This window comes from Pseudoroseomonas sp. WGS1072, assembly GCF_049340465.1.
In the GTDB taxonomy this organism is placed as follows: domain Bacteria; phylum Pseudomonadota; class Alphaproteobacteria; order Acetobacterales; family Acetobacteraceae; genus Pseudoroseomonas.
In genome coordinates, this window is record NZ_JBMPSU010000001.1 from 654,532 (window position 1) to 673,696 (window position 19,165).

Annotated in this window: 11 protein-coding genes and 1 pseudogene; 4 read left to right on the forward strand and 8 right to left on the reverse strand. The window is 64.0% G+C overall.

Annotation, left to right across the window (positions count from 1 at the left end; all coding sequences use genetic code 11):
• Nucleotides 1-135 precede the first annotated feature (135 nt).
• The 3 genes and pseudogenes from ACF3NH_RS03180 to ACF3NH_RS03190 all read left to right on the forward strand — a co-directional run bounded on the left by ACF3NH_RS03180 (nucleotide 136) and on the right by ACF3NH_RS03190 (nucleotide 2,314).
• Nucleotides 136-1,014: an oxygenase MpaB family protein gene (locus ACF3NH_RS03180; RefSeq protein ID WP_422921840.1), complete on the forward strand. Its 879-nt coding sequence runs from the start codon at nucleotides 136-138 to the stop codon at nucleotides 1,012-1,014.
• Nucleotides 1,015-1,192: 178 nt separating this feature from the next.
• On the forward strand, nucleotides 1,193-1,501 hold the full coding sequence (locus ACF3NH_RS03185; RefSeq protein WP_198365772.1) for a hypothetical protein: 309 nt from the start codon (nucleotides 1,193-1,195) through the stop codon (nucleotides 1,499-1,501).
• Nucleotides 1,502-1,579: 78 nt separating this feature from the next.
• A pseudogene (locus ACF3NH_RS03190) lies at nucleotides 1,580-2,314 on the forward strand (IS6 family transposase).
• Between the two features lie 338 nt (nucleotides 2,315-2,652).
• On the opposite strand, the gene ACF3NH_RS03195 reads toward ACF3NH_RS03190, so the two are convergent.
• Together ACF3NH_RS03195 and ACF3NH_RS03200 are read right to left on the reverse strand one after the other, a co-directional pair.
• Nucleotides 2,653-5,244: a DEAD/DEAH box helicase family protein gene (locus ACF3NH_RS03195; protein ID WP_422921841.1), complete on the reverse strand. Its 2,592-nt coding sequence runs from the start codon at nucleotides 5,242-5,244 to the stop codon at nucleotides 2,653-2,655.
• 394 nt (nucleotides 5,245-5,638) lie between these two features.
• Complete coding sequence (locus tag ACF3NH_RS03200; RefSeq protein ID WP_422921842.1) at nucleotides 5,639-5,875, reverse strand: hypothetical protein; 237 nt, start codon at nucleotides 5,873-5,875, stop codon at nucleotides 5,639-5,641.
• 261 nt (nucleotides 5,876-6,136) lie between these two features.
• Between ACF3NH_RS03200 and ACF3NH_RS03205 the strand changes: the two genes are divergently transcribed.
• Entirely contained in the window at nucleotides 6,137-6,409 is a 273-nt protein-coding gene (locus tag ACF3NH_RS03205; RefSeq protein ID WP_422921843.1) for a hypothetical protein, read from the forward strand.
• Between the two features lie 78 nt (nucleotides 6,410-6,487).
• Here ACF3NH_RS03205 and ACF3NH_RS03210 read toward each other — a convergent pair whose 3' ends face one another.
• From ACF3NH_RS03210 to brxC, 6 genes are all read right to left on the reverse strand, one after another.
• Nucleotides 6,488-6,724: a hypothetical protein gene (locus ACF3NH_RS03210; protein WP_422921844.1), complete on the reverse strand. Its 237-nt coding sequence runs from the start codon at nucleotides 6,722-6,724 to the stop codon at nucleotides 6,488-6,490.
• Nucleotides 6,721-7,380, reverse strand: a complete 660-nt coding sequence (locus tag ACF3NH_RS03215) for a recombinase family protein (RefSeq protein WP_422921845.1) — start codon at nucleotides 7,378-7,380, stop codon at nucleotides 6,721-6,723. Before ACF3NH_RS03215 ends, ACF3NH_RS03210 begins: the two co-directional genes overlap by 4 nt.
• Nucleotides 7,381-7,880: 500 nt before the next feature.
• The gene (gene brxL / locus ACF3NH_RS03220) at nucleotides 7,881-9,929 is read right to left on the reverse strand and encodes a BREX system Lon protease-like protein BrxL (protein WP_422921846.1); all 2,049 of its coding nucleotides are present in this window, start codon (nucleotides 9,927-9,929) and stop codon (nucleotides 7,881-7,883) included.
• Nucleotides 9,930-9,932: 3 nt separating this feature from the next.
• Nucleotides 9,933-12,221, reverse strand: coding sequence for a BREX-1 system phosphatase PglZ type B (pglZ, locus tag ACF3NH_RS03225; protein WP_422921847.1), 2,289 nt, complete (start codon nucleotides 12,219-12,221; stop codon nucleotides 9,933-9,935).
• A 183-nt stretch (nucleotides 12,222-12,404) separates the two neighbouring features.
• Entirely contained in the window at nucleotides 12,405-15,725 is a 3,321-nt protein-coding gene (locus tag ACF3NH_RS03230) for a BREX-1 system adenine-specific DNA-methyltransferase PglX (RefSeq protein WP_422921848.1), read from the reverse strand.
• 5 nt (nucleotides 15,726-15,730) lie between these two features.
• The gene (gene brxC, locus ACF3NH_RS03235; protein ID WP_422921849.1) at nucleotides 15,731-19,165 is read right to left on the reverse strand and encodes a BREX system P-loop protein BrxC; all 3,435 of its coding nucleotides are present in this window, start codon (nucleotides 19,163-19,165) and stop codon (nucleotides 15,731-15,733) included.

Genomic DNA, 19,165 nt, shown 5'->3' on the forward strand with positions numbered 1-19,165 from the left:
GCCTGAATGCGAGATATGCCCGGCATTGTCGACGATAATGTCCAAGATCAAGGTAGCAAGAAGGTCCATTGCTCCAGGTGCTGACAGCATTTCCAACGCACCCATATATCTGACGTAAACGCGCAGGTGCACATCATGATGCCGTTTCCTGGAGCCGGCATTGCCCCGGATCGTCTGCCTGGTCTGCTGGCCCGTCGGATGAAGCAGGCGATCGTGGCCGAGGTTGTCGATACCTTCAACGACCGCTCCCGGGGTGAGCGGCCGGTCACACGCAGGCCGGATGGCCTGTTTGGGCCCCGGGCGGTGGCCTGGCGTGTCCATGGCGACGTAACAACAATGATGCTGGGCGGTATTGCCGGGCTTCTGCTGCAGATGCTGCACCCGGCTGTGCTGGCGGGCGTCTGGGATCATTCGCGCTTCCGGTCCGACATGCAGGGCCGGTTGCGACGGACGGCACGATTCATCGCCCTCACCACCTATGGCGGGCGGGAGGAGGCCGAGGCCGTCATTGCTCGCGTCAGAGCCATTCACGAGCAGGTCAGCGGTATCCTGCCCGACGGCACGCCCTATGCGGCGAAGGACCCGGCCTTGCTGGCCTGGGTGCATGTCACCGAGGTGACCCACTTTCTGGATGCGTGGCGCCGCTACGCCGAGCCTAGCATGTCGGGTGCCGATCAGGACCGGTATTTTGATGAGATGGCACAGATCGCCTGCCTGCTGGGCGCTGATCCCGTTCCCCGCAGCCGGGCGATGGCGCATCGGCTGATCCAGGATATGCGGCCGCAATTGCGCTACGATCGCCGCACATACGACGTTGCGCGGCTGCTCTTGAGGCAGCCGCCGCAAAACAGATTGGCCAAGCCGATCCAAACCTTGACCATGCAGGCGGCAGCGGACCTCCTGCCGGCCTGGGCGCAACACATGCACAGCCTCACCGTGCCCATGTTGGGCCGCCCCCTGATCCGCGTCGGCGCGCTGGGCCTAGCGACAACGCTGCGGTGGGCCTTCCGGTGATGACAGCCTGAGCGTGGCTGCGGAGGATTACAATGAGGGAGCGCCCGCGTTCAGCGCCCTTCAGGGCTTCTCGCCCAGGCCTGATCGGATGAATGACCTGCGACCGCAGATTAATTCGATGGGCCAAGCATCCAATGCCGGTCTCCAGCGCTAGGTGAAATATCCAAGGAGGCCCAACATGCCACACACCATTACCGGCTATTTCGATACGCGCCGGGACGCCGAAATGGCTGTCGAGCACCTCGTCCAGGATCATGGGCTGGACCGCAATCGCGTGCGGGCCGCGGCTGAAGGAGAGGACAATACATCGGGTACCGTGGTCTCCGGCGCGGACGCGGCTGATGCCGCTGCCGGAGAAACGCCGGAAGGCGTTCGCAAGGGCCGGATCATGGTGACGGCTGAGGTCGGTGACGATCAACTTGAGATGGCGCTTTCCAGCTTTCACCAGTGCGGTGCGGCTGATGTTGAAACTGCCTCTGCCACGTAGCCGACGGGTTGTCTTAACCGCTTCGGTCGGTTCTGTTGGATCTTTTGTGGTCTGGCGCGATCGGGGCCAAGCTGGGGTATGTCACGACGACAGCTGGCGAAACTCCGGACGGATCTGACCTTCAAAGGTCGGCAGTTTACGGCGGAGGTGATCCTCTGGGTGGTGCGCTGGTACCTGATGGTCCCGATCAGCTACCGCGACCTCGAACTCATGCTGCAGGACCGCGATGTCAGCATCGCGCACACCACCATCTTTCGGTGGATCCAGGCCTATGCACCGGAGTTGGAGCGGCGGCTCCGGCCTTATCTACGCCTGTCCAACGGATCATGGAGGGTTGACGAGACCTATGTCCGGGTGAAGGGGCGCTGGACCTACCTGTACCGGGCGGTCGACAGCCGTGGCCAGACCATCGACTTCCTGCTCTCGGCCAGGCGGGATGCCGAAGCCGCGAAGCGCTTCTTCCGAAGGCGCTTGGACAGCCACGTAGAGTGAACCCCGCGCACCATTGCGGTGGACAAAAATCCCGCTTACCCGTGCGCCACGGCAGAGATGAAAGCGGACGGCAAATTGTGGCGCTCCGCCCGCCTGCGACAATGCAAGTTCCTAAATAGCATTGTGGAACAAGCCCACCGGCGTGTGAAGCGCCTGATCAGACCACGGCTCGGCTTCAGCGGTTTCCATACAGCACGACGAACACTGGCGGGCTACGAGGCGATGGCAATGATCAGGAAGGAGCAGGTTCGGGATATCGGCGGACGAGACATGCGGGCCCAGGCCAACTTCATCAACAAGCTGCTTCTTCCCGCTGCCTGATTTGGCTACCATCGTGTCTATTCGCGGCTACCGACAATCTTTGCAACGGAACCAACTGTTCACCCTGTCCGGAAGCATCGCGTGGGCTGAAATGTGGGCTGAGATTTAGAAGTCTCAGGATTACCGTCTCAAATCAACAACTTACAGGGAATATCTGGCGGAGAGGGTGGGACCCGCTGCCATGGGCTGAGAAGACCGGCTTCGACCGCTTAGGACGGTCGCAGGATGGCAGATTGAAGCCTCAAGCTGAAGCCAGTTTTGGTGTTCACGGTGGGACGCCGCAGGCCGCCTCGATGTCGCCACCGTGGTGGTGACGACTGGGCGGCCAACGAGGTTGGTCAGGCGGCGCGACCGAGGGCCTGCTTCCTGATTTCCTTCAAGAGCGGCTTGATCTGCTGGCGGCGCTCGTCCGGGTGCCGGGCGTGCAGGGCCTCCTGCCGGAGAATGGTCGCGATTTCCCCGAGGTCGAGTCCGAGTCGGGCGAGAGTCATGCCAAGCTTGAAGAAGGCGACGTTCCCCTCACCCGGCGAGGCGCTGCGCCACGCCTCGATGGCCGTGTCGCGCCGCTGCGCCAAGGACTTGATTGATCCGGCGGTCTGCTGGGCGAGAAGCCGCTCACTCAATACCTGCATCGGGGACAGCGTCTTGGCCTTATCGTCATTCGCCGGAACAGGCGGCACCGAGGCGGTGGCGGGCTGCACGATCTCGGGCTCCGGGCGCGCCCTGTTGGCGGCGGCCATGATCCACTGGTAGGGATCGAGCGGCGCGCGCCGCTCCTCGTGATGGTCGGTGAAGAAGCTGTCGGCCGGGTCCTTGGCCTGACACGGCAGGTAGAACAAGCTCGACGGCACCAGCTTGGACATGTCGAAGCCGTGGTGGAGGTTGGACTTCCGCTTGCGGCCATCGACCAACTGCTTGGCTGACCAGAACCCCGCCTTGTTCACCGCGTCGATGATCTGGCCGACGACGGCCTTGTAGGCCCGGACCGACAGCGGGATCGTCGTGGGGATAAAGACGCGCCAGCGCGGCTGGTCGCGGGTGCTGCTGTAGCTGTTGAAGATCGCCATCCGCAGGCGCGGGAACAGCCGGGCGAACTCGTCCGGGAGCAGGTCACCGCCGTCATTATCCAGCCAGACGCCCCAGACCGCGCGGATGTTGTCGAGGCCGCGCTGAGTGTCCTCGGACAAGTTCGGGTCGAAGATGGCCGGGCTGATGAGGGCGTTGTCCTGCTTGTTCTCAAACTGGTTGCCGTGGAAGTGGCGCAGGCCCTCGATGATGGTGTCCACGTCGCTCAAGGGCATGAAGTCGAAGGGCTTCGAGGCGAAGATCGAGGTGAAGATCGTCCCGGCCATGGCGTCCAAGTCGGTGCGGCCCATGGTGGTCAGGGTCTGGTCGCGCCCCCGGCCGAACTCAGTCATCTGCTGCCGAAGCTCCTGCGCGAGGGAAGCCAGCGGACCGATGGTCGGCGGGACGCCGTTGATCAGGGCAAGCTCGGTGGCGAGTTCATCCCGGAAGCGGTCCCGGTGCGCGGCCTTGCGATCAGCGTCGCAAAGGTGCTTGCGGCGGCGCCCGCCCTTGCCCTTGCTGGGCATGGCGGCCAAGCCGTCGAGGGGCTGCACAGCGCAGCCGGGGAACAGGTCGGCCAGCCAGTCGGCCGTGGAGCGGTCCATGACGATGGCGGTCTTGCGGGTCTGGTCGCCGGGATTTCGCACCGAGATGCGCATCACCGCCTGATAGACGGCCTGCCAGTAGCAGGCCCGCCGGACCTCGGTGCCATCGAGACCGGTGCTCTCAAGGAAGGCGAAATGCGCGGGCGGCGGGTTCAGGGCTGAGAGCACCGCGACGTTGTGGACGTTCTGGAAGCAGTTCAGCCCGTGCGGCGAATTCGGCAGGCGCCGGGCCTGCCCAGTGAACAAGTTGTCCGGGAGGTCCTTGTTGCCCATCCACACGAACGGCGTTTCCACGAAGGTGGCGCCGACGCTCTGGGCCACGTGGTCGAGCACCGTCCGGGGCTGGCCCTCGGAGACCACGTCGGTGGTGAGCGCCTTGTCGCGGAAGTTCTTGGACCAATCCTCCTCGGCGGCGTAGCGGATGGTCAGCAAGGACCCGTTCTCGTGGCGGGCGTAGCGCAGGTTCTTGCTGATGCGCTGGTGCGGCCGGAACTGGACCTGCTGGGCGATCCACAGATGGAACAGCGTCGATTCCTTGAAGCAGGCGCCCATGATAGTGGCGGACTTGAAGTCCTTGACCAACGAGGGGCTCAGCACCCCGAAGGTCCAGAGACTGCGCCGGTCACCAATGCCGTTGGTCAGATCGTAGAACTGGTGATCGAGAACATAGGTCCGCCAGTGCGGCGAGAGCAGCTTGCTGATGAAGTCCTCGAAGCGGTCCCAGACCTCGTCGCCATTCTTGTTGTCGAGCATGGCCTGCAACTGGGTCCGGTTCTTGGCCTCGACTCGTTCGTAGCGGGCGCCGACGAGACCGCTCTCATCGACCTGCGTCGAGATGCAGTTGGTGATGAGATGGTGGGTCTCGGCGAGGTTCAGTTCCTCGCACCAGTCGGCCTGCGGGATTTCATCGATCAGCAGGTGCCAGCGATCAGGCCGATAGAAGTAGGGCAAGCGCAGGAAGGCAGTGTGGGTGATGATCAGCACCTCGCCCTGCGACCCGGCGTGGGTGCAATGCTGAACAATGCGTCCAACGACGTTGGAACTGGTTCCGCTGCCATGCGATCCGTTGCCGTGGATCGCGTTCACCGGGACGGCGGGGCTGAGGGTGAGGAAGTCGGCCAGCGTCTGCTGGATCAGGGTGATGCTCGGCTGAACGAAAAGGACCTTGTGGCCCTGCTGAGCGAGATGGTGGGCGTGCCGGACGGCGGCGTGAGTCTTACCGCTCCCGGCCAAAGCATCAACGAAATGGACTAATAACACGAGAAAGAATAGCTCCGGAGGAACCCGCTAAGGTTTGACGGCTATCGGCGGGTTCTTGTGGAGTTCGTTTCAGGTCACGCGGGCCGGGACCGGGATTGGTCCCATGAAGTCTATTCCTGATCGAGTGCGTCCAACTCCCGCTCGGAGCCGGACACCAAACTGGCGTCCCGATACTTGTCGCACATCTGGATTCCAAAACGCCACCATGTTGTGAGGCCCTGCTGTGCGATCTGGGCGAGCAGCACGTCGTCCGGGTGCAGCACCTGATCCGCGAGACGAAACCTCCTTCTTATAAGGTGTTTTCGTCCCGCTATCTGGCCGGTGCCCTGCCAACACCAACGAGGTTTGGGGCACCAAGGAGGTTGGCTGGCTCTGATCAGGCCAGCCCCGGACCTCAAAGGAGGTTGTCGGCCCAGTGGTCGAACTCGGACTGGGCTCGGCGAGAGGCGCAGCCCACGTAGACCGTCCAGCGGTCGGGCTGCTTATCGAGTGTTCCAAGGACCCGGAGTTCGGGGCGGTCATCAACCATCCGGGTGAGACGGCGATGATCCGCAGGATCGATCTGGGTGACCGACACGTATGGGTGGGATTCGGGGATCGTGAAGAACGGCCTTAACTCGGCGTAGCGCATGGTGTTGTGGAACTTCTTGAAGGGGTTTGGCACCGCGAGGTGCGACCCTATTTAGCCGTGCAGCAAAGCGACGTTCTGGTGCGCCGCCACCTGCGCGGCGTCATCGCGCGGCGCTCCTGAAAAACGTCCGCCGCCTCCACGTTATGGTTGAACGTTGAACCAGCCGCCCCGTAGAATGCCTCTCATGCAGTGAATAGGTGCTGCATTCAAACACACACTGTGACCTTGACTATGACTTCGAACAAATTGCCCCAGAATAACGTGACGGGGCGCGACTACGACATTGTGTCCAAGGCTCTGGCCTACGCAATCACCACCATCGACAACTTGCCGCGCAGGCAGCAGGAGGGCAGCGACCGTGATGACATGGTGCTCCTGCTCGCTGCCATGAGGCCGGATGGGCATTGGTTCGGCGAGGAGATCATGACGGCACGGCGGCACATGGGACTTGAGCCCTGCCTGAGTCCGAAGGCTCGCCAGAAGCAGTTGAACTCCTACTTCGGATCGAGCGCGAAGCGGCCTCGCCGCATCTGATCCTCAGGCTGCTTGATCTCGCTGTTTGGGTAAGGCCAGTCCCTCAACCTCGTTGAGAGCCGAGCGGCTGGTCCGAGTTCAAACCTCGTTGGAAGTCGAGGTCGATGACGGGCTCTCGGCGTCGGTCTGGTTGTCCGAGACCATGGTCTCCGTCTCGGCCAGCCATTCGACGATGGCCTGCTCAAGCGTGCGCACGACATCGTCCCAATCCTCATCGGTCATCGGCGCCCGAAACTGGGCCAAGAAGTTCGGCCCCGGCATGGCGTCCTCATCGTCGAGGTCGAGTTCAAGGTGATGGTCATCATGCGCGGTCATGCGGTGGGCTCCGGGTTGGTGGTGCCGGTATTTACCTGCCCGGCCATGGAGCGCCGCACCTCACTGACCTTGGCCGCGCTGACCCGAAGCAACCGGGCCGTCTCCCGGACGCCACGACCCTCGGCAAGCGCGTCCCGGATGCGGTTGAGCTTGACGATGGAGATGGGCGGTCGTCCGAGACGCTTGCCTGCCGACCGCGCCCGGTCCAAGCCCGAAAAAATTCTGGCTTGTGTCATCGATCTCTCGAACTCGCTGAAAACGCTCAGCATTCCGTAGAGCGCACGACCGGACGGTGTGCTGGTATCCAGCGCCTGTTGGTGGAGATACAGGTCCACGCCACGGGCCTGAAGGTCACCTAGAAGGCCAACCAGATCGGGCAGTGACCGGCCGAGGCGGCAAACGCTCCATGCGGCCACGATGTCGAACTCGCGGCGCGTGACACCTTTTAATAGGGCATCGAGGCCGGGGCGCTGCTGCCGACCCTTGGCCCCCGAGATGCCCTCGTCCTTGTGGATGGCAACGATGGTCCAACCCAGCCGGGCCGCCGCCTCCTGTAGGGGCTGAAGTTGGTTCTCCACGGTCTGACCCCGGTCGGCGGTCGAGACCCGGACATAGAGCGCGGCGCGGCGGGGGCCGGGGGTGGCGGAGTGTCTCACTCGTCCACGATCTCATGGAACGCCGATCCGTCAACAAAAGCGGATGGTTCTGGATACGGCAAATTGAGCGGACGGAACCGAGGAAAATAGCCGGGTTCAGCGCCGCCCCGACAAAGGGGATTTCTGAACGACTGCCAATGCGCCCCCGGCGCGCCTCCGTGTCCCTGCGCCTCGGAACTCATGTCGAGGACGGAGTGCCGGGAGACCAGTTGCCGAATGGGGTCCAAGATATCCAGAACCCGCCAGTCCGCCGTCTCGTGCGACGCCCCGGCGGACCACCGACAAACCACCGGTTCTCCGATAGTCTGGAACACCAAGCACGCCGCCGGGCCTGATACACTCCGGCGTGGCCCGAAGGCGACACCTCTGTTCCGCCGTGGCGCAACGGTTGCCAAACAAAATCACGCCCGAGGAACGATGGGATGAGCAGCCGATGCCCATGGCGCGGCGACAGCGTGTCGCCGGTCTCGCGAGCCGATCAACGTGCGCCGCTATGCTTGTCAGCCCTCGTGAAGGACCTTCCTGAGCGCGTCGGCCGCGTCAGCATAAAAAAGCACCTGCACCTTGGTCGCCACGTCATCGGATAGGTCCACCAGCGGGCGGCGGCATGAAACCGGCATCAGCACGGTTGACGCTCCCTTCGACAGCGCGTGCTCAACAACATCGACTGGGTTCGCTACAGGTTCGATGGAGCCGCCGAGATTAATGCCGCCCACGACGGCGAGGCCGCCCTTGAGCGGCTTGCCGAGTAGGGACGAGGAGAGCGCCAGCAGCACCGGAAGGCCCGTCTGCCCAGCGGCCTTTGATGCGTCAAACGAGCGAAGCTGGACGGTGAACTCGTGCTCTCTGGGATTGCGGTCCCCGACAAGTTCGCGGCTTCGCGCGTAGAGATTTTGCTCGGCGATCTTGACGCTCTCTTTGAACGGCGCCGGAGGCGATTGGTTAAGGATGCGAACGCCCCCGCCCGGCCCTTCGTTGACCTCCAAGCGATAGAGGCCGACACCTTCATCCTGACCGCCGGGACTGATGGCCCAGACCTGACCAGCCGGAAGCGGATCGGCGCCGATGCTGTCCTCGCTTTGAAGCTCCGGTGTCGCGACGAACTTCTCCACGCCGTCCAGCCCCATGGAGTAGCTGAATTGGGTGTTGCGGAACTCGGCCGTGCCGATCCGCTTCTGCTGCTCCTTAACCCGGCGGCGAACCTCAAGGGCCAGCCGGACGGACAATTCGAGGTCCTCGTCGGGGACAGGCTGCTCCGGGTCGGGATACAGCAGCTTGAGCAGTCCGGAGACGGTCTTGTTCACCGCGTTGGTGTCGCGGCCGGACAAGGCGCCGCCGAAGTGGACCCGCCCCTGCATCGTGTTGATCCGGGACTGCGACCTAAGCCGGGAAAAGCACTCGGCCAGCACGTCGCTCACAATCCCAAAGTGGTTAGTGAACAGAGCCTTGTTCACCTTCGGGATGTCCCAGCCCGGCAGGTAGGAGTGGATACGGTCCATGAAGGCCGTGTCGTTGCGCATCTCGGGCGGCAGCGGGCCGAAAAGATGCCCAACCCGCTGCTGGTGTTGCACGTCCACGTCGAAGTTGCCGACCATCACGACCGAGCCCTCAGCGCGGATGCTCTCGCGTCCACGGGAGAACTCCCCGCTTTCCATGTAGCCCTTCATGATGTTGACGCCGTCCTTCTGGTCGAAGGACACGCCCGATACCTCGTCGAAGCACACAACATCGTATTGGCACACAAGGCCCCGCTGCCCGTTCGCCATATTCACGAACATACGGGCGACGGTCGCCTTGCCGCCGCTGACCAGATGGGCGTAGGGCGAAACCTGCTGAAACAAGTGGCTCTTGCCAGTGCCGCGCGGGCCAAGTTCGACCATGTTGTAGTTCCGCTCCACGAACGGCACCATGCGCAGCAGTGCCACATCGCGGGCACGCGAGGTCAGCATCGCCGGTTCCAGCCCGACGCTGCGCAGGAGGAGGTCCCGCCACTCCGTCGTGGACAGTGCCTTCCGGCCCTCGGCGATTTTGGTCAGAATGTCGCGCGTCGATAGCTGGATTTCCCGCAGCGACAGCACCTCGAAGGGGCGTCCACCCTTCTCCTGCGCGATGGCCGGGTCATAGCCGAGATCAACCTCCGCATAGAACCCGCCCGTCAGCATCCGCTCGTGCTCGCTGACCAACTTGTCACCGATCCGCACATCCGTGAGCCGTAAGCTCGGCAAAGTGGCGAGGTAGCTGTCGCTCTTAGAATCGAGACGGGCGGTGATGATGTCGATCACCCGCACCGAGCCCTTCTCGCGGGCTCGGGCCTTGAACAGTTCCTCCTCCCCCGCGCGGATGGTGCGGGCCGATAGCTGGTCCTGCACCATCTCGACCCCCTCGGCGATCTCGGCCGGGTCAGTGCTGGCGCAGTAGCGCCCCAGCATGAACTCGACCACATAGGTCGGCACCGGGAACTGCCCCCGGAACTGCCGCACCAAGTCCTTGCGCACCATATGGCCGGGAAAGGCTTCCGTTGCCTTGCGGTCGAGTTCGTCCAGTCCCACGGATCAGCCCCCAGCCTTCGTAACCAGCTTCGCCGCGATGTCGTGCGGCGTCTCGGGGCGGTAGACTACCACGCAGACGGTCTGTCCTTCGTGGTCGCCGTCCACGCCGAGGTTGGCCTCGCCCGCGTCGTCGAGCGCCTTCGGCCCCTTGATCAACGCACTGGCGCCGGAGGTATCCGCCCCCAAGCGCACATCGGCCATCAGCCCAGCGCCCCCTTCCACACGCACCTTCACCATGAGGTTGCGCCATTTCACGGAGAGGGCAACCGGCGGCGCCGCGTTTGCAAGCGCAACATCAATGATTGGCAGCACGCATTCCTGTGGGCTGACGCCGCCGTGGGCGTATTCGGTCCCGTTGAAGAACGTGCGCGCGCCGGGCGGCGTGGTCAGGTGGACGGCCTCGTCCCAACTCCATGGCAACCGGGCATAGCCCGTTGCTGCCCCTTCCTTCAGGATGGCGACCCGGTTCGCCTTGCCGGACGGCACCACAAGCCCGGCCGGAAGCGCGGCATGAGGGAGCCCGCCCGGCATCAGCAACCAGCCGTGATCGGTGACGATCCGCACGCGACGCCCCGCCTTCGCCAGCCGCAGGACGACTCCGGCGATCTCCTCAATCCCGTCCTTGACCTGCGCGGCGAGCTTCGCCCCGAGTGCATGTCCCTCCTCATCGAAGGAGCCCGCCTCGCACCAGATCGGTGCGTCGCCGATCAAGGTTTCGGCGCACGACCAGCCCGCCGCCTCAATGGCTTTCACCAGCACCGGCTTGTTCGCGCCCTTGCCACCGAATGTCGGCAGCAGGTCCTCCACGGGACCGGCGGCCAGCAAACCCGCCGCAGGGGAGGCCAGAGCCTTGCAGGTCGCCGTGATCGTGGGGAAGCCTGACCAGCGCCACCTTAGCGTCACCGCCGCCCCTGCTGTCTGCAACCGTTCGACGAGGCCATGCGCGAGGTCCATGCGCAAGCCATCCACGAACAGCCACGCGGTGCTGGCCGTGGAGACGGCGACCTGCTCAGGCCGGGCGAAGGGAACCTTGTCCGCCAAGGCGAGGGCCTGCATGGCGGTGGCGTTCTCGTCCACCCACGGCAGATAGAGCGCCCGCAGAGCCGCGATCACCGCATCCCGATCTTCTCCGTTGCGGGCCAAATTGAGCGCCGCCATCGCTGCCGCATCCACCTTCCAGCCGGTCGCGGCATAGGTGTCGGCCATCGCCGTGGTGTCGTGCGCTGGTAACAGGGCCGCATCCGCGATCACGGCGAGATGTGCCAGCACGAAGGCGAGCCGGGCCTCACCTCGCTTGCCCCAGACGGTGTCCCGCCGCCAACCGTGGCTGATTTCCAGATCGCGGATCGCCTTCGCCGCTGCCGAGGCCGCCTTGCCGTCGAGGGCGAGCAACGCCGCGCGGAGCGCCTTCTCTAGGCGCGTGTTCTCGGCGGGATAAGCGTCCGGCACCGAGAGAAGGTCGCCTTGCGGCTCCTCGAAGCCCAGCAGGCGGACCACCTCGTTGTAGCCGGTGTTCGCCTCGGCGAAGCGATCCCAGACCTTGCCCCACGCCTTCTCCTTGCTGACAAGCCGCGCAGCGGCGTCCTGTCGGGTTTTTTTGCGGGGGTCGAAGCCGCCGAACTGCTTCGTGGCGAGCCCGGCGAAGGCGTCGAACCGGGCAGGGTCGGCCTCGCGGGTCAGCGCGCCGTCGATCCACGCCAGCATGTCGGCAACGGGGTTCTCGACCAGCAGCCCATCGAGCGCCGCCGCGTCCCACCGCTTGCCCTTCAGCGATGCGATGGGCTCGGCGAACAGACGGGGGGCGGCCCGCAACAGGGCCGAGCGGGTTGCTGCGTCCTCCGGCAGATCGACGCCGACCGGACTGCCCTGCGCCGCGAGGAAGCCGCGCAACGTCCAATCCCGAGCCTGTTTCGGCTGGCCGAAGAACACCCCCGAGACGGCGAACCAGACCAACGGCGCAAGCTCGGGCGGGCAGTCCTCGGCGCCGCGCAGCACGTCGCGGGCGTGGCCCGGCAGGTAGATGATCGGCGGCTCCCCCACCGGCCATTCCATGCCGGGGACCTGCCGCACAGCGGCGGCACGCAGCCACAGCGCCGGACCGGTTCGCGCCGCGAGGTCGTAACCGCCGAAGGTCAACAGGCCCGGCAGGCGTCCACGCAGGGCCGGTAGGATCGGCGCGAAGTCGCCCGTGGCATCGCACCAGACGATGGCGTCCGGCGCCGCCTCGGCAGCCGGATTGTGGGCAGCGGCGGCCTTCAGGGCCTCCGCAAGTGCGTCGAGGGGGGTGTTCACTCCGTCCTGTCCTGCTGTGGTGCGGTGTCGCGGCACGGGCGCAGCTACGCCACCCGCACCATTCGCCGCCTGCTGCCGCCAACCAAGGCGACCATCACGTCAACGGGGCCGGACCGAGCGGGCGGAAGTCATTCCCGCTCTCCCGGATCAGGCCGCACGGGTTTTGCCCTTGCCCGTCTGGGCTTAGCGCTTCTCGGCCAGCGTGACGTGGTGGTCGTTGATGCGGTCCCCCTGCTTTCCGCCGAACTTCGGACCGAGGTGATACCACGGCGCGGACTTGACATCCGTGCCCCGGTCCTTGCCCCACGCGATTCCCTTCGGCTGCTCCCGAAGGATTCCAGCCGTCATGAAGGGGCGGATGTTGAGCCGAACGCCATCGTCGAGATCAGGCATCCACCCAACCGGCTGCGCCGCCAGCGGCTTCCAGCGAACGAAAATGTCGAACGGCGGCTCGCCCTCGATGATCGCCACCAGATTTTGTTGAAGTTGCCGAGCGCGCTCATCCCGCGCCGTGTTGCCTTCCGCCTTGGCACGGGCGATCCAATCGCCCAGCAGCGTGTAAGTCAGCTTCTCCATCGCAGCGTGGTCGAGTCGGTGGCAGTGCAGGAGGGCCGAAAAGCCGTCCTTGAGTCCGTCCCACACGTGCCAAAGGAACGGGCGGTTCTGGAACAGCAGACAATGCTGGCGGAAGGCTCGGTCGCGGAGCCAGCCCTCCAAGCTCACATCGCGGGCTTCCTTCCTGTCGAGCTTCGCATCTGCTGCGCGCACAAGCTCGGCTTCCCGTGCAGGCGTTAACGAGGCACCATAAGCAGCGCTTAGTAGAGCGCGCAAACGGTCTGCGAGGGAGCGGTCAGTTCCGTTCGCGTGTATCGTCAGCAATCCGTCCGCGTCGGCGGCAGGAAGTGAGGCAGCAAGCGCTGCTCGCTTCTTCGCCAGAAGGCTAAGTCTTAAGCTTGAGTCTGTTTGGGCGGGCCAGCGGAAACCAGCTATGTGAGCAAGGCCGACGTGAAGTTCGGTGCCGGTTTCCGCGAATGCGGGATGGCCATGAAAAAGCCATTGCGTCGGATCGTCAGAATACGGTTCCGGCAACCCCGCTGGAAACCGTTCAGAGGCAACCGCTTCCCATTTCGGAAGGTCAAACGGAACTTTCAGTAAGTATTGATTGGGAATGTGGAGATTCCTCGTTATCTCCCGGACATTTACAGAAAAACTATCATCTTGCAGATAACAGTAGATGGCTGGCAGGTGTTCATCTCGAAAGGGAATGATGGGGACACTCTTATCGTTGAAAATTTCTCCATCATACAGCGTCACCCGCATGTCGCCCATCTGCGAAGCCAACACACCACGACGGCCGAGCGCACTCTTGGGCGGAAAGTTGTGTGCCTTTCCCTCAGCGTGTAGTGGACCAGCGCCGCCTCGCCACCAGAGCATTGTGTCTCGGCTAACGTAATCAGCAGTCGATTCTGGGCTTGTGACACAGTATTCCCATCCTGAACTAGGGGGAGAAACTTCCCAGAACTTCCTCATATATCTATTGTTGTCGCTTGTTACGATGCCCTGCCAGCTATCCGCGAACAGACTGAGCAAGGGCAACTCACTTGAAGCCGACGTGCGGATCGCGTGCTGCGGATTGCGCTTTTGATCTGCCTGCTTCAGCTTGCGATAAGACCATTTCGACAATACGGCCTTCTTCTCGTCGTATTCGCTTACTCCATTTGCGTCAAATGCAGCGAATTCGGTCGATTTGATTGGGATGGCGTTGCTGAATATGACGAGGGCAGGATTTACAACTTCGCCCGTTATGGTTTCGAACGCGCGCGAACCAAGCCCCGCCACGACGGCAAAACTCGTTTCATTAAGAAAATTTTCTCTAAACCCAGCGTAGGCATTGATATACAACCAGTTCTGCGGCGCGATGCTTGCCACAGCACCACCCGCAGCAGCCATCTGCTGCATCCGTAGGAGCATTGCAGTGGCCAGATCAGCTTTGGCTTTTGGCATTCTTCTTGCGATAAAATCTGCCAGTTCAAATCTCTGCCTACCGCGCCCGAGAAACGGCACATTGGTCGCCAGAAGCACGTAGCGTTGTCCAAGGATCGCGGCAGCGTCGAACAGCCCACGGGCGGCCACCGCACCTTCCGCCCGCTCAGGTTCGGCCCGTTGCAGTTTCACGAAAGCCGCTTCACCTCTTTCGCGCAAATCGGCATCGAACAGATTCCGTGCGCCTATCTCAAGCAGGCTACCGAGAATAGGTGCCTCTGCAAACTGATCATGGAGCGCCTCAAGCGCACGCCGTAGGCCCAGATCACCGTTCCCAAGGGCTGCCATCTCGGCTCTGGACATCGGAGGCGGAGCGCCGATCCACGCAACGTGCGGGGCAGGCAGTGCAATCGGCTCGCCTGCCAGCTTCCACCCAACCAACGCCACGTTGAAGGCAGCGATCTGGACGCAACGGCCGTCGAGTTCCAGCCCGTGCAGGTTGTCCCGCAACACCGCCTGCACGGCATCAGCGGGCGACAGCCCGTCCTCCCGTTGCCGCAGGGCAACGAGAATGGCGAACCCTTCCGTCAGAAAGTGGCCCGATCCGCAGCATGGATCGCAGAAGGTGATCTCGGCCGCACGCATTGGCCAACCGGGAAAGGTTCCCGCCGCCGGGCGCCACGGCCCGTCCTGTGCCTCCCCCTCGCGGACGAAGCGGAGATAGTCCCACTCGACGCCCGGCAGTGAGCACGCCGCCCGGAGAGTGTCCTCGTCCTCGGCATAGGATGCGAGCGTGGGGTCTGCTGCCAGCACCTTTCCTGCCCACCACGCTCCAAGCGTGTTGTGCAGAAGGAACTGCACCATGTAGCTCTCGGTAAACAACTGCGTCACGGCGGGTAGTTCGTGCGAACCGATCTTGACGCCGGACTTGTTTACCGCGTCTTTCTCGGCCGCCCGCCAGAACTGGTAGGTCCAGCCGAGCGAATCATCCGCCGTAAACACCTCGGTCGGCAAGCTGACCACGATGTCGCGCAATTGCTTCGAGAACTCCGGCGCGAGCGTCATGGCGAGCACCGGGTCCTCGGGCTTGAACACGGCGGGCAGCGCCGGGGCGGCGATGCGCTCCACCAGCGCCCATTCGTCCGGCAGCCCTTCCTCGGCAGCCAACTCACCTAGTTCCTCGCGCGCGATAGCGACGCCAAGCTCGGGATGAACCAGAAGCCCCCGCTCCACGAGGAAGCGGCCGAACAACATCCGGTGCCAGTGCTCGAACGCCGTTGTCTCCACGAGGCGAGTGACTGAGGTCAGGACCTTTCCATCCCAGTTATCACCGAGGCTGCGAGCATGAGCACGCAGCTTGCGGCGTAGCTCGCGGTCCTCCTCACGGAGATAGGCGGGCGCGACCTCATCCATCACCCCGAGACGGCGAACGGCATCGGCCGCGCCTTCCTCGGCGACCAGTCGAGCCTCTTGGATGGCGGTGGCGAGTTGGCGGCGGAGGGTCTTGTTGAGAAAGGGCATAACGGTCACGCGGTCGGTAGAACGGGGCCAGCAAGCAGACGGGGCTCAATCTCTGCGCGGAGATTGTCTAGCCACGTCGTGAGATCGTCACCTGTTTTGAGGACGGGGCGAGGGATCGACACCATCTGCATCTTTGGTTCCAGTTCGACGGCCGCGTCGCAGAGGGCTTCCTCAATCCGCGCCGGGTGCGCGGCGGCCATATCGCGCCACTGGCCGAGCCCGCGCGCGGTGAGGCTTTCGACGATTTTCTCGGGCGAACTGAGGTCCGGTTCCGGGACCGGCAGGAGCCGGTGTTCCTGCCGCAACTCGTGCCGCTTCGTCTCGTCGATCTTGTTCCACGCCGCGTCGGCTTTCAGCCGGGCTTCCCCTTCCGTCCACACCTCCTGCCAAACCTTGAATGCGGCGTGGGCCTCGGCGCGGAGCGTCTCCGCCGCAGCGGCGACGAGAGCGGCAACCGGGTTTGTCTCGTCCAGTAAGCTCCGGTTGGCACGGATCGCATCGGCCTCGGCCGCGTGGCTCTTGGCGCCAAGGCCAATGAGCGCGGTCGCAAGGGTCCAGTTGCGAAGGCGCTCCGCCCGGAGCTTCCGAGCCGCCTGCCATTGCGGAATCAGCGTTCCTAGCTCGGTCGCGCGGGCAGCCAGTTCCACCAGCAGGTCGTTACCAGACGCGGCATGATAGGCCGCCTGTCCCGGCACGCTGGGCGCGGGCGGCGACGGGGGCTCGCCCCCGGCTTCGCGAGCCAGCGCCTCCAAGGCATCCACGATGGCCCGAAGATGAACGAGTTCCTCACCGGCCGCGATTTTAATTCCGAGCGCCGCGCCAAGCCCGCGCAGGGCGAGCTTCTCCTTCATTGTTGGCGGTCGGCTCTCGGCGGTGAACTGGCAGGTGCCGAGTTGGGTGTCGTTCAGGGCAGCCAGATCGGTCGGCTTGTGGTTTGCGTCAGCGACCTTCACCTGCCCGGCAAGAGCGAGCACGCGCAGCCCGCCATCGACCGCCTCTCGCGGCCATCCATAGGGTGGGGCGCCGAACAGCGTCCGCAGGTCGGAGCCACGCTTACCGCTTCCGAGGGCGCGGAGCAGCGCCTTACACACAGTGTGATCCTGCGGCTCGCCCTGATGTCCAACCTCCTTGATGGCATCCGGCTGGCGGGCCTTTGCCTTCGTCACCACCCGATCCCATCCCGCGTGATCGGCCGTGGCGAAATCGGGATAAAGGCGGTCGAGCACCTGCTGGGCGGCATCCTTCACCGCGTCGGCGCGCGACTGCCCGATGCCGATCTCGCGCCCGCCTGCGATCAGGACCTTGGCGTCGGCGACCGCCTCAGCGAGGATTTCGTTCGCCGTCTGTTGTGCCCGGTCAAGCCGCGCCTGCATGGCGGCCTTGGCCTCCTTGCCGCCGTCGGTGCTGGGCACACCTTGCCGTTGCATCACCACCGGAACCGCGCGCAGGGTTACGATGGCTTCGGAGAGGTCCTTGCTCCGGTGGGAGGGGACCATCATGTGCAGCGTGGCGTCCTTTGCGACATCCGCCGCCTTGATGTCGTTCAGGGTCGCGGCGCCGTGCTCCCAGCCGTTCCAGAGCCGCAGCACGAGGCCGGAGCCTGAGGGCTTCGCATCACCATAGACGCGCTCGATTTTGCGGGCGGCCTTAGACGCGCCTTGCACAACTTGTCCAGCGGTGGCTAGGGCCGCTTCAAGCGCAGTTTCGAGAAGTTGCTGGCGGTAACGCGCGATACCGTTCACATCGCCTGCTTCCTCAGCGTGCGCCTTGTTATAGGCCACCTGCCATTCAGCACTTTCCTTGCTCTGAAGGCGCCACTCATCGCCGACATCGATTAGGTAGCCCTCAGCGCGCAGCGTTGCGAGCAGTTGGGGAATCTTGGCGCGCAGCGCGGCGGCATCACCGAGGTTTTCGATCAGCAGGTCGGCAATGATCTCGGGCGTTGCGCGCACACCATGCGTCTCAGCATCGCCCGCGATCTTCGCCAGCATATAGACGACCAGCAGGATGCGTGCCTTCAGGGGGCCGTCGCCAGCCTCGGCACGCAGCGTTTCGACTTTGTCAAAGAACTCACGGCCGATAAGTTGACGCGATAGCGCCTCGGCGCCGAATGTCTCAAGCAGGAAATCGCCGGGCACGGCAACGCCCAGTTCGCGGGGGCCATATTGCCGCACCGCGTCGAGGGTCAGCCGAAGCTGACTCCGAAGGGTGGCGCCCAGCCCCGACCGGTCCAACTCCTGCATAACCCGCTCCCACAGCTTGCGCCGGGTCGAGAGCAGGGGCCAGTCGGCAACCGCTTCCTTGCGGTCGGCTTCCGTGCGCTTGAGGATGGAACCTTGGAGGTGCTTGTCGATCTCGCCAGACCGCACGTTCAGCATCGCCTCAATCTGCGGGCGGGCGGTGTCGCTCTTGCGGAGGATAGTCTTGCGCACGACGCTGTTGATGTCGGCCGAGCCGAGGGGGTGGCGCATCGGAAAGCGGCCGAGCAGCTTTTCCAGATACGGGATGTCGCCTAGTGCTGACTGGCCCGTGCAAACTAGCAGGACCCGACCTTTGAGCTTCGCAGCCAAGCCTTCTGCAATTAGTTGGATGGTCAGCGTCCGGTCCGAATCCTCGCGGAGAAACTGCTGAACCTCATCGAGGATAATCAGTGTCAGCGGGATGTCCCGACCGCCCAGCGTCAATGCCTGCCGCGCCTTCTCGATCAGTAGATCAGGGGTTGGCTCCGGCTCGTTGGCAAATAGGTTGTTCAGCCGATCCATGAGCGTATCGGGATCGGGAGCCAGCGACGGCTTCGCGGCCAAGGTGGCTTTCGCGATACGTTCGTCCAACAGGAATGCTTCGAGGGCAGTGGGAAAGGCATCGCCGAGGGATGCGCGCACGGCATCAAGCACGCCCTGTTCGGCAAGCCACAGGGCAAACAGCATCGGGCGCAGGTCCGAGGTCGCAGGCAGTCCGGCCGCCCGCATGATGACGCTGAACACCGCCTTCACCGGGTCCCCGGCGCCGCGTCCTAGCGTGGTGCCGCCGACGACGAGGTCCGCGCCGAACCGCTTCGCCTTGGTCCGCAATTCCTTCAGGGCGGCGCGCAGGTCGTCGGGGATATTATGGATCAAGCCTTCCGCTGACGCGCCATCCGAAAAGCGGAAGTCGGTCCAGAGCGCCCCGAGCATCGCTGCCAATAGGCTCTTGCCGGACCCGTAAAAGCCGCTGATCCATGCCGCTGGCGTGTCGGTCTTGCCCCCAGCAACCGCAACGTAACCTTCGAGAATACGCCGTAGCGCGTCAGCGTAGGCGCCTTCGCAGACGAACATGCTCAACTGTTCCCGCAGCACGGGAAGCTCGTCCGGCGAGGGCGGGAAAGACACCTTCGCCACGCCGCCATCCGCGAGGGCAAAGGACAAGGGGTCACGCGCGAGAACGTCGCGGTTCAGCGTCAT